Origin of the sequence: Desulfosporosinus fructosivorans (genome assembly GCF_004766045.1) — a bacterium.
GTDB lineage: Bacteria > Bacillota > Desulfitobacteriia > Desulfitobacteriales > Desulfitobacteriaceae > Desulfosporosinus > Desulfosporosinus fructosivorans.
Map to the genome: position 1 here is coordinate 291,086 of NZ_SPQQ01000007.1, position 14,142 is coordinate 305,227.

The following is a 14,142-nucleotide window of genomic DNA, read 5'->3' on the forward strand; positions in this document are numbered from 1 at the left end:
AAATCAATGGCGGTAAGGCTAAAAGGACATCATACTTTTTCAAAGGAAATTACCATAAGTCAGGCCGCTCAACTACACTTTGATCGCATTGAAGTGGGTATTGTTGCAGATGGCGGAGGCATAAACAGCATCGATATCGGGATTGTAGATCTAAACGTTCAGTTCAACGTGAGCACAGCAACTTGGGCACTCGATAGTTACGAGAAAGATTTAGGTATAACAACGGATTACAGCAAGCCTCTGCGTTACCGACGAAGTGTCATCGAATCAAAATGGCGAGGAAGTGGAAACACTGCACTAGAGCCAGGAAATCCGATTTTATAAGTTACAATGAAGATGGTAATGTGGTAATAAAAGATACGATTAATATCCAGTGGTGTGGTTGTAGACATATTGTATTGCCTAATCTGTCTGGACAAATGCATTGTCGTCTCTGATAGGATATTGTAATTAGTCTCACTTGCTCTCTTTAAATGTGGTTTAATAAATGTAGGTTAGAAAATTACTTTAGAGGTACCGGCACAGAGCCGTCCTTAATCGATATACATTACAAAAGGCACAACAATGATGTTGTGCCTTTGACTATTCTCATAGAGATTAGAAAATTGATAGATCCTAATAGATTTCAAAATCTTCCTCAGGGTCAGGAGTAATATTCGAAAATTTGTCGATTAGCTTATTAAGCTCAGAAATAAATTGTTTCTTATTTTCCTTTTTGACATTCTTCAGTTTGAAAAATTCGCTTCCAATTATCGCCATAATGAATGGGGGATCAGTGTTGAAGCTATCGTCTAAATTCTTCAACTTTTTGTTAGCATAATCGATGTTCCATTCACTTAGCATCATTATATTCTTCATTATAGAATTTACTGTTTCACGATTTGCCTTATCAAAATCTGTAAGAACGGCATCTATATCTTCTTGGCGTTTATTTATTCTGAGTAATTTTTTCTTTTCATATAAACTATAAAACTTATGGCTATTTAAAATCGAGGTAGCTTTATGAGTAGCGTCATCAACAGAAAGCCCGTTAATTTTGTTGAGGGTGCGTACTATCCCGTCCATTGTAATGTAGTTGATCGTTCTTACTTTTCCGTCAAGTATATTAGCAAGAAGGTTCTCTTTGAGATCAAATATTATATAAGCATATGAGTCTTCCTTATTTTTGCTAAATATGAGTGAATTTTTGTTTTTATTTGATAGATTTCTGTCATCCAGCTCCTGATTTTTATTCATCTCTAAAACGACTTGTTCAGGAGTTAGGTTCAACTTTTCCAGCTCGTCGTTTAGAAATGATATTAAAGAGACCGGAATTGGAATTCTCCTATATACCATATCAAATACTCTCATCCATTGTTGCTTTTTTATTTCTTCCGGGGTAAGTTCCATTGAGGCCTTTTCAAGTAAAGGGTTGATGTAATCCTCAAGGTTTTCATCTTTGCCAATAAGAAATTGGAATATTTCAATAATAATATCTAGCTCAACGTATTCAGCCATATTGTTTTCTAGCTTGCTAATGAAAGCGAGGCTCTTACCTATCTGCGTTGCTACGTCTGCAGCTTTGACATTTTTGTCATTACGGGTATTTTTTAATGCGTTACTAAGTTCTTCCGTTAATCTCACTTTGAGCATATAAATGAACACTCCTTTATGCGGCTTATTTTAACACGTAATTTATATAATTACAAATGATTTATTAAAAATTGTTTATGTAAAATATTTTACAATATATTTTACATTGTGTAAAGTGCGTGATATACTATGGAAGTAGTCGATGGAGCCGAGGGCAATCTTGTCTTCGAGTTATTGACTAACTTACGAGAAAGGGAGGAGATGCCATTGATAATACTACGAAATAGAAGTCCAGATTGTGGGATGAATCATGCGATATCCAGCAACATCGACAGGTCGTCAGATTTATTCTGCTAAATATATACAAGCTTATAATGAAAGTATAGAACAAATTTAAATGAAGAAAGTTGGAATTTTAATGTTAAATATGGTTAATAGTGCAGATGGAAATGTACATGATTTTTGTGACAGCAGGTGGGAGTTTCATATAAATAGGGACGGAGCATATTTACCTTCAAAACACGATAAGTTAGTTCTTCAGGAAGCAGCTAGTGAGTTTAATATGACTCCCGAAGAAGTAGAAAAAGCTTTTCAAAGAGTAGCAAAAGTAAAAGCAGATGCAGAAGTTAAAGGTATGTCAAAATTAGAAATGGTTGAAATGTTTAGGAGCATCGTTGAGGGAAATGCCGAAACCCCCTGGGGTCAAGAAAAGCCGAAGAATCAATAGGAAAATAAAAATTGACAGTTTGCCCATTATACACAAACATAATTGATTCGGATTAGGCAATCGTAAAAGCCGAGCGAGCAGCAGGGAGAATCTTAGGGATCTTCCTGCGCAACTCCAGTTAGAGTCGCTGGGCTACATGTTTAGAGTTACCTAGATGAACGTTCAAGATATTCTTAATATTGGAGGCAGCTATGTGGATAAAAACAATTTGCTAAGATGCTTGGCCGAAAATGGATATAACGTGTCCTTTGGTGCAAGGAAGCACTTTGCTACGTATGACATAGTGGAAAAAATACCTAACTTTTTTGCACTTGTAGTACTAATTATTGGTGTCTGGCAACTCTATGCCCCTGACTACAAATATTGTAAAGAAGTGTCCTTAGGTTTAATTATTGTTAGTATTATTGCTTTAACTATCAGCATGTACAATTCCCAGAAGGAACAATACAAAGAAGTCGGAAATCGATTAATTATCTTACACAATCGTCTCCGAGCTATCTATTACAGGGTTATAAGTTCTTCGTCGGATGATTTCACCGGTGAGGAAGGCGAAATGCAAAATATCTTGGACGATTATTACAATATAAGCATTTCCAAACAAATAACAATGAGTGATTGGTACGCCCATTATAAATTCTTCTTTCAAACGCAATAGGAGTGGATAGATGAGCAAAAACATTTTACATGGCGAGACAAGATTCCTTTATCATTAGTAATTGCTATATTAGCAATTACTGTCTTAACGTTATTATTGAATAATTTATTATAGGAGTGAGGTGTCCGTAATATGTTAGCCCAGGCATTTGAAGACTATGCTAGTCTGCTGGAGATTGATAACCTTGAAGATATACATGGTCGTTTTAGGAGAATCACTAAACGGCTAAATAGTTCGTTTTGGGAAAGCGAAAATGACCAGAATCATGGGTTCATAGTTGGTTCATTAGGTCGAGAAACGGCAATCAAGGGCGTTAGCGATTTGGACATGCTATTTGTTTTACCGAAAGAAATCAAGCAACAATACGATAAGCATGAGGGGAATGGCCAGTCGAAATTATTACAAGCTGTAAAAGCTGAAATAAAGAAAACATATCCTAGAACCATTGTAAGGGGAGACGGACAGGTTGTTGTCGTAAGCTTCGACAGTATTAACTATGCGATTGAAGTGTGCCCTTCATTTGAGCGTTCAGACGGAGCATTCGACTTTCCCGACTCGAACAACGACGGAACTTGGAAGAAGACAGATCCATTCCCTGAAATAGAAGTAAGCATCAAAATCAATGAGGAGACAGACGGGCACTACGGTAAAGTATGCAATATCATTAGGGCATGGAAGAATAATTGGGGTTTTAAGTTTGGGGGTTTGCTGATTGACACTCTTGTTTACAACTTTTTTGATGAATATAAAGAACATAAGGAAGCAACATTCAGTGACTACCTCAACCTGTTTAAAGACCTGTTCTATTACCTTAAAACACGGAACGCGGATCAAACATGCTGGTTTGCCCTGGGTAGTAAACAGAGAATATATAACAAGAAAGGAAAGTTTGTCTCAAAAGCCAAGTCTGCTTATGATAAGATAAAGGATTTAGCAGAGGATAGTGAAGGACTATACAATGTTCTAGAAGAAATATTTGGACAATCATTTCCAAATTTAGAGCCCGTTTCAGAATGCAAAATTGAAAAAAGTTCATTCGCATACAAGGTGCGCAAAACCGAAGAATTTATTGAGAATAAATATCTAGTAGATATTCGTTATAGCCTTAAGATCGACTGTGAAGTGACACAACCAGGGTTTATGATGTATTCTCTCAAAGAATTGCTCCACAAACGATTGCCGCTACTTGCAAATAAAAGCTTGAAATTTTTAATTGTAAAAAATGAGTTCTCAGAGATCGGCAAGAGGAGTGAAGAAAACCTTCCTTATGAGGTCTATTGGAAGATACTGAATCGCGGCGAAGAGGCTATCAGGCGTGATTCTATCAGAGGAGAGATTGTTAGGGATAAAGGAAAAGGTGAAAAAGTCGAGAAAACGTCCTTTAAGGGGGAGCATTATGTAGAGTGTTACATCGTCCACAGAGGAACAGTTGTCGCAAGGGATCGTATACTTGTACCCATTGCAAATACCCAGCTTCCTTTTCATGAGCGGCTAGCATAATTTACAGATAATGCGCTTAGGCCCTCAAGAGTAACGATTCTCACTTGAGTGAGAATTTATATAGCACCACGACGAATCTGGAATTCTGAAAGCTAACAAAAGTAATTGGGTAGTAAGTCATGAATCTATGTGTGGGGACTACTTCTAATGAATCATAGAAATCAGCCACCTGTTTCAAAGTTAGCGGCTTGTGGATTTAAATTTTGTTGCCAATTCAGAAGGCCCAAACTTTAACCGACCGTTCACACGCTACCAATAAAGCAGACCAAGCACCTAGTGGATCTGAAGTAATGTTGCCGGATTCGGTATCTGGGCAAGGGTGAATTATGCGACAAAGGATAGCTATGCCAGTGGAAAAAATACTGCTGGCCTTTTTTTTGCCCTTTTCAGATAAAAATGCTTATATGTAGGACCTTTCAAAGTTAGCAAGTATTCTCATTAAATGAATAATCATTATTGCTATGGGTTATAATCCCCCTCAGAATCACTTCTAGAGGGGTTAATTATGGAGATGAACTCTGAGTTATTGACTTGTGGAGAAATATTAATATCCCGTCTATATAACCTTAGCCCAATGGGTGTAGGCACATCAAAGGTTGAAAGCCTAATAAGCTATCTGTGCCGTTTGGCTGAGGCGCATTCGGTAGTTCCGGGAACATTGCTAAAGAGTGAGATATTCCCTAAATTGTATAAAGAATACTTATTAAAAAGCATGAAAGATGGCGGTAGTCGTTATTACGATGCAGCCTCAGCTCTTCTAGGAGTTGGAAAAATGGCACAGAACCTAGTAAGTGTTCTAGAACTCCAAACGTTTCGCAAGGATCTGCGGTACTTAACATTATTGCCATGGCAGAACTTCGTCACTGCAAGAGAACTAATTCGCCCTATTAAGTCATGGTGTCCTCAGTGTCTTGCAAGCTGGCGAGAAAATAACCAGGAAATTTATGAACCTTTGATATGGAATATACAAGAAGTTGAAGTTTGTAATATTCACAGGAGGTTTATAATGACACGGTGTCCAAGTTGTCATAAACAGATCCCGCTCCTGAGTCGAAAGTCCCGCTGCGGTTACTGTAGTATATGTGGGGTATGGTTGGGTTCCATGGATAAGGATCTATCAGTTGATCCTAGTGATTATCAGCTTGAAGTAGCAGAAAATGTTGAACAACTCCTTTCTCATCTAATAGAATCTGAGAAGAATTTTTGGGAAAGCTCTAGTCCAATAACAAGGATAATTGATAATGATTTTGCTGGAAGTATTAATCGGTTTGCTAAAGAATTAGGATTCCCAAAAAGAAGCGCAAGAGTTTGGTATAACAGAGAGGCACAACCCAGTCTAAAGGTTCTTCTTAGGGTAAGTGTAGGCTTAAGAGTTCCACTTTTATAAACTCCATGAAAACAAGAACCTAGAAGTAAAAATTTTAGGCCAAAATGTCGTAAAGTTCAATGCTAAACCAAGAAAGGCAAGGGGGAAATTAGATCTTCCAAAGGTTCAGGAATATCTCGAATACGTTATAGCGGATAAACAAGGCCCTCCATTATCTTTATTTAAGGTTGCGGGACATATCGGTTATAGCAGAAAAGTTTTACAAAGATATTTTCCTGGAAAATGTAAAGTGATTGCTGAAGAATACAAAGAATTTTTGGTTCTTTCCATAGTTAGTTGAATTTTGAGGTAAATTATGGTATAATAGAATAGTCAGAAACGCTGAAACGAGGCTATTCTATGGATGAATTTATTAAGTTATTAGATAGAAATTTAGAGTACGTCAGTCATAAGATAATTGAGGATACGATTTATATCAAAGTTGTGTCCATACGAGAAGAACTTATCTGTCCTTTTTGCGGAAAACCTTCATCAAAAACTCATTCGCATTATGACAGAAGTTTTCAAGACTTACCGATACAGAATAAGAAAGTAATCGTAATTCTTAGCAACAGAAAGATGCTCTGCTATAATCCGGATTGTGAACATACTACTTTTGCCGAAACCTATGACTTCCTACCGGTTAAGGGCAAGAAGTCAAAACGCCTCGAAGCGGCGATAATCAATTTATCCATGAATGTAAGTTCTCTCACAGCAGCCGCTATATTAAATACTAGTATTGCAAAAGTAGGTAAAAGTACCATTTGCAATCTCTTAAAAAAAAGACGCACCAATAATTGATAAGGAATCAGTTTCTATGGTTTGTATAGATGACTTTGCAATTAGGAAAAGGGAATCTTATGGAACAATCATGGTTGATATCGAAACTCACCGAGTGATTGATTTAATTCCGTCTAGAGAATGCGGTGATGTTGTAGAATGGTTAAAGACCTATCCAAACCTTAAAGTCGTTTCCAGAGACGGTTCGATTACATACCATAATGCTATTACAAAGGCACATCCTAAAGCTGTGCAAGTAAGTGACAGATTTCATATACTTAAAAATTTAACATTGTATTGCAAAGAATATCTTATGAAATATTTTAAAGCGAAAATAATTATTAAGGTACCTAAAAAGTCTCAGGTTGATTTGAGGCCACCATCGGATGCATCTGTAACAAAGAAAAAACTAATATTGGAAGAAAAGTTAGATCGTGTTCGATATGTAAAAAGTGATAGGGAAATATCCCATGAGCAACGATTATTAAAGAAACAGGAACTAATAAATACTGTTAGGGATATGCATAAGCAGAAATTTTCTGCCAGAGCAATTTCAAAAATACTACAATTATCTAGGCAGACAGTTACAAGGTATCTAGATGAAGATGTAACAGCTATTCACGGTAGCTATAGCGTTAAGAGAAAAAGCATCTTAGACCCATACCTAGGTGAAATAAATGTGTTAATTGATAAAGGCGTTACATTGACTGCAATTGAAACGGAAATTCGTCAAGAAGGTTATAAAGGATCCTCCTCTACACTAAGAAATTACGCAGCAGGCTCGAAAAGGCTAATTCGGAATACTTACAATGCCAATAATATCGCCCCTGAAAATACTGAATTAGTAGAACGGAAATTGTTAATAAAGCTATTATACAAACAGTTGGGGAAAGTCAAAGGACTAGACCGCAAATGTTTAGACAGAGTAAATCGTCAATATCCTCGGTACAAGGACCTCATAGACATAGTTAATGAATTCAGGCAAATGTTGTACGATAAAAATGTTGGGAGGATTGAACAGTGGATACATAGGGCTTCAGGCTTAAATATTCGTGAAGTAACTTCATTTATTAATGGCATAACCAGAGATATAGTAGCTGTAAAAAATGCCATTAAATATGAATACAATAATGGACTTGCTGAAGGCAGTGTAAATAAGCTTAAGGTGATAAAGAGGATAATGTATGGTCGTAATAGTTTTGAATTGTTAAGGAAAAAACTGTTATGGCTTGAAAAAAGGCCAAAATTCAACTAACTATGGAAAGAACCAGAAATTCATTGACATTCACAGATAAAGTCACGGTCTATGCTACCGATGATATACGGTTTACTTTTAGGGATGGCACGGTGGTTGAAGCATAAGATTAACGAACCCGCAGGGATGGCTGGGATGCCGACCTTGCGGGCTTTTTTTGCTATTTGTTAAGGAGATTTTATTGTATAATACTGGTAGGTAAAGGGATTTATATTGCTTGGAATTTTTATGTGCAACGATTTACCTTATGACAAATTAACCTTAAACAAGTTGTTATAGCTGATGCATCTATCGAGAAATAGAAAAAACATAATCAGATTGGAGGTGAAACAAATGGCAAAATACACGGATGAAGAAGTAAGAAACTTTCCGAAAATCACATGTAAAATAGCGGCTGATTATCTGGGAATATCCCCTATGGCAGTGAGCATTGGAATGAGAAATGATCTGTTACCAATCGGATTTGCTATTAAGAATGAAGACCGTTACTCCGATAGCTGGAGTTACCATATTATTGATGAGCGGCTGATTGCATATAGGCATGGGAAGATAACCAATGTTCAGGTTCAAAACATTGAAAAGAACCTGAACACAATCATTTCGCAGTTTGAAGAAATGAAAAAGGACCTGCTTTTTATATTAAGCGAAAGCGCGGAGCAAGGGATATAAAATTATTTGAGTACGCGTTTTCGCTGGATGTAGATTCAAACATAAATGCCGAAAATATTTCCTCTCACCAGAGATATAAGGAAGGAAAGGAGGAATCACTTTGACAGAAGAGCAAACTACAAAGTTATCCAGAGAACAATTGTATGATGAGATATGGGAGATCTCAGTGTCAGGTGTCGCTAAGAAATATAATGTGCCCTACGCCAAATTAGTAAAACTGTGCAAAGAAACTAATATACCATATCCACCATCGGGATACTGGACCCAACTAAATTTTGGCAAACCCGTAACTAACACTCCTTTGCCAGAGTCTTCAATCGTTGAAGTTACGCTTCCAGCCAACTCTGCCCCAAAAAGATCCAAACATACGACTAAATCTACTGCTGTTATTGAAGTGAGAAAAGACGTCAAAGTTGTGGAAAACTTAGATTCTGAAGTTGAAGCAGAAGAGGAAAACGTAGTAACTGGCAATCAGTTGTTCGTTGAGGTGATGGATACCCCTAAAGACAATCAGCTTACTTATCGTACAGTAAATGGTAAGTATAACACCTATAATCGGGAAAAATTGTATGCAGAGGTATGGGCAAAACCAGTTGTTGATGTTGCTGTTAAATATGGCGTGTCAGACGTTGCAATACATAAAATCTGTAAATCCCTCAATGTACCAGTTCCTCCTCGTGGTTACTGGGCGAAGCTTCGTGCGGGAGAAAAACTTAAAAAGACCCCGCTTCCAAAAACAAAAGGAATCACTGAGATAGTTGGTTTAAAAACCTTTGAAGGTGTAAAGGCAAGTAATGCAGTATCGCAACCGCTTTCATTTTTATCTGAAGACGAGAGAGAAAAAGTACTTCTCGCTGCACAGCAAATCAAGATACCAGCTGAAAATGCGCAACTTCACAAAAAGATAATAACCTATAGATCTATGGTAAAAGAATGGAATAAAAAGAACATGAGGCCTGAAGGTACACAAAAAGGCTTAAGTAACTATAACTATTCAAATCGTCCGCCATTTCTAGCCGGTGTTATCTCAAATGAAACTCTCCCGCGTGTATATCGGATAATTGATGCGCTTTTTCGTCAGGTTGAAAGTTTAGACGGTTCTATAAATGATGATCTTTCCCTCCAGGTTAGGAATGAACGTGTCCATCTTGAAGTGTTTGAGGCCCAAGATGAAGTCAAGCATAATGTCACTAGGCAAGAAGCAAAGGAATTACTTATCTATGAAGATGCCCAACGTCATCATACCTGGGCTTCGAAACCCAATATCCGCAAGTATGACTATGTTTTTAGTGGACGGCTAAGAATTAGCATTCGTAAAAGCAGATATTTCAGAGATACAGACACTGTCACTATCGAATCAAGGCTTGGCGATATGTTGATAGAGCTCTATGAAGAATCTGAGGTGGTTCGTCTCGATCGCGAAGCCAGAGAGAAGGCCCAACAAAGAGAAGAAGAGGAGAAAAGATTACGCGAAGAACGACGAATTCGCTATAACGATGAAGTTGAACGAACGATTGCACTGACAAATTTGGCACAGGACTATGATGTGGCCTGTAAAATCAGAGTTTATATTACCGGTTTGGAATCAAACATAAGCATGGATGAGAAAACTGCTTCATGGATCGATTGGGCGAAGAAAAAGGCTGACTGGTTTGACCCTACAATTGCCAGAACTGACGAATTGCTTGGAAAGCGAGAGCATGAAAAAAACGAAGAACAGAAAAACCTTAAAAAATCCTATTGGTGATAAATAGGATTGCGGAAGTGCTCCTAATTTAAATACATCTCTTCAGTCGCGATTTTATTATGCTACACTTAGACATTTTACAACTAAGCATCTCCCAAAAGGAAACGCATCCAATAGGATGTATATTTAGCTTATTATTATGGTTTTAAATTGTATTAATATGTTGAACAATAGATGATTGGTCCTTGAAAATATAAAATTGAAAGGAATTTACGAAAAAATGTATTGAAAAATAATTATTTATTTTGAATATAGAAGGAAATACAACGAACATGTGGAATATATATCATGATTATAATATGGACAGATAGATTATGGATCATTAGTAAATATTAATTATTACTTTAATTTAAATCTGGGAGAATGAAATTATGTCTTTTAGTACTGAAGAACTGACCCTAAGTAAAAATATTACCGATAAAAATTTAATTGAATGTTTGTCGCAAATAAGGAATTCGGTAGAGCAATTATGGACTTCTGATGAGAGAATTGTTCGTAAATACACAGATCATGGACTTAATCATAGCCTGCGATTAATAAGCTACACTGTTAAACTGCTTACTGCATGTCAAAAATCCATAGCGGATTATCTTAATCCTTTAGAAACTTTTGTATTAATGGCAGGTATTTATCTACATGATATTGGTATGCAGTGTGATGTATTAAAGTGGCCGGAAATTAAGGAAGTAGCAATAAATATTTATGGAGCACAATTTGATACTTTATTCCAGGCTTCTGAAATATATAATAGTTACACGGTTCAAGAACAACAAGCAATAAGGAAAAATCACAATAATCTCGGTGCTGCATGGGTAGAGCTGGCTGCGGTATCCGAGAATGAATTCCCGCTATCCAGAGCAATTAAAAGTATTCCAAGGATGATAGTCGGAGATATTATTGATGTTATTCGATTTCATTCAACTATTCCCATTGAGGAATTTTCCTCATGTCCAATTGATCAACATAGAATCCTAAATCAAGAAAGGAGATGTTTCATAGCAGCTTTATTGAGATTTGTAGACGAGCTTGATATAGAAAGTGACAGAGTAGATATCGAAACAGTTAAGACTTTTTCCTTTAATGCATCTAATGCAGTTTTCTGGTGGTTGCATCATAATACAAAAATAATGATTGAAGCAGGTACCGAAATAATTTCAAGGGGACCAATTATTCAAGTATGTTTATTGGTCAATTTAGCTCCAATGGATATCAAAAACGAGAAAGCTGTACGTTATGCGTATAAATATATAAATCATTTTATAACTAAGAATGATACAGTTGTGGCAGTTCTACAGCAAGGTAAGCTTGCTATCTCAATCGATAGTAAAAAATCTGGTGTAAAAGAACATCGTCTTATGGACAAATTACCTTTGCCAATTATTAATTTTATCGAGGAACTGGATTCAACATCTTTAAAGTTAGGTGATATTGATAAAAATCATCTAGTACAGAATAATGAAATGATAATTTCCAAGGATGTTGAAAATATTTCAAATAATGCTAATCAAAAGTTTTTTTATCTATCTGAGATCGAAAAAACGAGTGGAATTATTAAGCGCAATAATTTATATGAGAGGTTTGATGAACTTCTAAAAAGTTTTAAGGTCATTACTGTTGAGGGTATTTCTGGTAGTGGCAAAGAGTGTTTTATCAAAGATTATTTTAAATCGCAAATAAATGTTTATAATTTTAATGATATACTTTTATACCATGCTCAGCCACATGAAACATTAGATGAATTTTTTTTAAATCTTAGCACTGAGTTTAATCTAAAAAATAAATTCTACTTTGCAAAATGCAAGGAATTCTTAGATGAGCTTCAATTGCAGAATAAAGTTTTAGTTATATTCAATTTTGATAAAGTCAATCAAGAAACATTCTTAGAATTTATTGAATTAGGAGTTCAATACGCTAAGGATGTACATATTATACTAGTAAACACTACTTTTGTTGATAACTTAAAAAGTCCTTCATTAGTTGGTCGTTTACAGGTGACCGAATTTACAAAACCGGAGCTGAAAGAATTTTTAACAAGCAAAGGTTTAGGGTATCTCAAAGATGAATTATTAAGTAGCTTACTAGAGAAAACTAATGCTCTTCCATTAGCTATAGAAGTTTTTTGTATTTTAGTAAAGCATCTGGGGAGTATTCCGGAAAATTTGTTAAAAGGTTCTCTCTCAAGTGATTCACGTTTAAAAAGTTGGTTCTCATCAATTGCGAGTTCATTAGACCAGAAAAATCTAAAGGTATTGCAGGTACTAAGTTTATGTGAAACACCTTTTAATCAAAATCTCGCAAACTATATTGTTAGAAACAATCATGCCGATCATGGTTTTGAATATTTACAAAAAACATATTTAATCCAGAAATTCAGTTTATATCGCTGGAATGTACATAGATTATTTGCCGATTTTTGTAAAGGCCATATTGGAATTGAAGAGAAGAAGGATTCTCATGAGTTGCTTGCACAATATTATTATCGCAATGCTATGAATCAATTTTATCAAAAAGATTTTAAAGAACAGTTACGATGGCTAACTCAGGCTTGCCTGCAATTTCAATACGCTGAAAATTATAAGAAGTCAGAAAGGATACTAGTAGATAACGCAAAATTATTTAAAAGGTTTGGGTTTTATGAGCTTTACATAAGATTAGTAAGTTGTGAATTGTACAACAATGCTGGCCGTGACTTGTGGTTAGATTATAATTTTACACATTGTTGTTTAATCGTTGGTAAAATTGAACGTGCTAAAAAGGTAATGCACAGGCTGGTAAAGAAGTTAGATACTATAAGCAGCATTGAACTTAAACTATCGTTAATACGATTGTATGCTGAGATATTATATGAGTCGGAACAAGGTCCTGAAGCATTAGAAAGATTCAATATCGAGCTAAATAAGCTTAATTTTAATAATGTACATATCGGTATACTTAATCAAGTAAAACAAACTGAGATAATGCTTCTAACTGAATTAGGAGATTATGTGCAGGCAGAAGAAAAATGTGAAAGGATCTTAAATGATTGCATTATAAAGAGACGAGAGTTCTCTCAGGCAGTAGCATTAGTTAGAAAGGGAATCATATATGAAGCTCAGGGAAAATATGATTTAGAAATCGATTTACTCAAAAGGGCTGCCAAAATTTTTGAGAAATACAAGGACCAAAGAGGGGAGTCTTGGGCAATATCCCATCTGGGGTTATGTCAAATAAAACTTGGAGATATAAAAGCTGGAGTAGATAATTTAGTAAATGCTATTAGTACAAAATCCAACATAGGAGAATGTTCTATTGACCACAAAAGAGTTCTGGAACAAATTAGGGATTTAAACATTGATGTAAATCTTTCACTAAAAGTCAAAGAAGAGCTAACAAGGTTTAGCAATTTGAAGTATTAAAATAGCCGATGTGCACTTCCAAAAAAATGAGAACTCAATAGTAAAAACTTGATCTGGGCACATAAAACGCTTTTAAATAGCACATTGACATGCCCCCTATAATCATGCACCCCTCAAAAAGCAAATGCACCCCCTTTGGAAATGCGGAGGAGCATAATTAATTTGTATCAAAGATTGAGTCATTAGACAATCAAACCTTCGAGATTAAGCGGAGATACATAACAAAAGCCTTGAGGTACATCAAGTTGTACGACTCAAGGCTTTTTTCATTTGAGAGGGAAATTTAGTTTCAGACCGTGACCAATAAAATGAAAGGAGGAAATGAATTAATGACTGATTTTCCAAATTGTGTGAATGTCAATGAATTTCTGGTTCTTTCCATAGTTAGTTGAATTTTGTGAATAATCCGGAGCAAAATGAGCTACTATTCCGGACCACGAGAGCCACAATTCCGGAATTTCAGAGCATACCTTCTG

11 protein-coding genes are annotated in these 14,142 nt (G+C 35.8%); 10 read left to right on the forward strand and 1 reads right to left on the reverse strand.

Going from position 1 to position 14,142, the window contains the following annotated elements; translation table 11 throughout:
- Positions 1 to 6 precede the first annotated feature (6 nt).
- Positions 7 to 324: a putative phage tail protein gene (locus E4K67_RS19880; RefSeq protein ID WP_135549895.1), complete on the forward strand. Its 318-nt coding sequence runs from the start codon at positions 7 to 9 to the stop codon at positions 322 to 324.
- Between the two features lie 291 nt (positions 325 to 615).
- Here the strand turns inward: E4K67_RS19880 and E4K67_RS19885 are convergent, their stop codons facing one another.
- Positions 616 to 1,632 (reverse strand): hypothetical protein, encoded by a 1,017-nt coding sequence (locus E4K67_RS19885; RefSeq protein WP_135549897.1) that lies wholly within the window; start codon positions 1,630 to 1,632, stop codon positions 616 to 618.
- Between the two features lie 337 nt (positions 1,633 to 1,969).
- Here E4K67_RS19885 and E4K67_RS19890 point away from each other — a divergent pair, with 337 nt between their 5' ends.
- From E4K67_RS19890 to E4K67_RS19930, 9 genes are all read left to right on the forward strand, one after another.
- A complete protein-coding gene (locus E4K67_RS19890; RefSeq protein WP_135549898.1) occupies positions 1,970 to 2,299 on the forward strand; it encodes a hypothetical protein in 330 nt (109 codons plus the stop codon).
- A 193-nt stretch (positions 2,300 to 2,492) separates the two neighbouring features.
- Positions 2,493 to 2,954 carry an SLATT domain-containing protein gene (locus E4K67_RS19895; RefSeq protein WP_199242599.1) on the forward strand — a complete coding sequence of 154 codons (462 nt, stop codon included), beginning with the start codon at positions 2,493 to 2,495 and terminating at the stop codon, positions 2,952 to 2,954.
- 132 nt (positions 2,955 to 3,086) lie between these two features.
- Positions 3,087 to 4,454, forward strand: coding sequence for a nucleotide-binding domain-containing protein (locus E4K67_RS19900; protein WP_135549900.1), 1,368 nt, complete (start codon positions 3,087 to 3,089; stop codon positions 4,452 to 4,454).
- Positions 4,455 to 4,959: 505 nt separating this feature from the next.
- Positions 4,960 to 5,841 carry a TniQ family protein gene (locus E4K67_RS19905; protein WP_135549901.1) on the forward strand — a complete coding sequence of 294 codons (882 nt, stop codon included), beginning with the start codon at positions 4,960 to 4,962 and terminating at the stop codon, positions 5,839 to 5,841.
- A 339-nt stretch (positions 5,842 to 6,180) separates the two neighbouring features.
- The gene (locus tag E4K67_RS19910; protein WP_135549903.1) at positions 6,181 to 6,621 is read left to right on the forward strand and encodes a transposase family protein; all 441 of its coding nucleotides are present in this window, start codon (positions 6,181 to 6,183) and stop codon (positions 6,619 to 6,621) included.
- Positions 6,617 to 7,855: an ISL3 family transposase gene (locus tag E4K67_RS19915; protein WP_274594900.1), complete on the forward strand. Its 1,239-nt coding sequence runs from the start codon at positions 6,617 to 6,619 to the stop codon at positions 7,853 to 7,855. The genes E4K67_RS19910 and E4K67_RS19915 overlap by 5 nt, the downstream gene beginning before the upstream one ends.
- A gap of 333 nt (positions 7,856 to 8,188) precedes the next feature.
- A complete protein-coding gene (locus E4K67_RS19920) occupies positions 8,189 to 8,524 on the forward strand; it encodes a hypothetical protein (protein WP_135549907.1) in 336 nt (111 codons plus the stop codon).
- Between the two features lie 100 nt (positions 8,525 to 8,624).
- A complete protein-coding gene (locus E4K67_RS19925; protein ID WP_135549909.1) occupies positions 8,625 to 10,271 on the forward strand; it encodes a hypothetical protein in 1,647 nt (548 codons plus the stop codon).
- A 371-nt stretch (positions 10,272 to 10,642) separates the two neighbouring features.
- Positions 10,643 to 13,666 carry a tetratricopeptide repeat protein gene (locus tag E4K67_RS19930; protein ID WP_135549911.1) on the forward strand — a complete coding sequence of 1,008 codons (3,024 nt, stop codon included), beginning with the start codon at positions 10,643 to 10,645 and terminating at the stop codon, positions 13,664 to 13,666.
- Positions 13,667 to 14,142: the final 476 nt, after the last annotated feature.

What these genes read in the sequence shown, in the direction of transcription:
- E4K67_RS19880 (WP_135549895.1), top strand. Translation starts at nt 7, where the DNA reads ATGGCGGTAAGGCTAAAAGGACATCATACTTTTTCAAAGGAAATTACC.
- E4K67_RS19885 (WP_135549897.1), bottom strand. Translation starts at nt 1,632, where the DNA reads ATGCTCAAAGTGAGATTAACGGAAGAACTTAGTAACGCATTAAAAAAT.
- E4K67_RS19890 (WP_135549898.1), top strand. Translation starts at nt 1,970, where the DNA reads ATGAAGAAAGTTGGAATTTTAATGTTAAATATGGTTAATAGTGCAGAT.
- E4K67_RS19900 (WP_135549900.1), top strand. Translation starts at nt 3,087, where the DNA reads ATGTTAGCCCAGGCATTTGAAGACTATGCTAGTCTGCTGGAGATTGAT.
- E4K67_RS19905 (WP_135549901.1), top strand. Translation starts at nt 4,960, where the DNA reads ATGGAGATGAACTCTGAGTTATTGACTTGTGGAGAAATATTAATATCC.
- E4K67_RS19910 (WP_135549903.1), top strand. Translation starts at nt 6,181, where the DNA reads ATGGATGAATTTATTAAGTTATTAGATAGAAATTTAGAGTACGTCAGT.
- E4K67_RS19920 (WP_135549907.1), top strand. Translation starts at nt 8,189, where the DNA reads ATGGCAAAATACACGGATGAAGAAGTAAGAAACTTTCCGAAAATCACA.
- E4K67_RS19930 (WP_135549911.1), top strand. Translation starts at nt 10,643, where the DNA reads ATGTCTTTTAGTACTGAAGAACTGACCCTAAGTAAAAATATTACCGAT.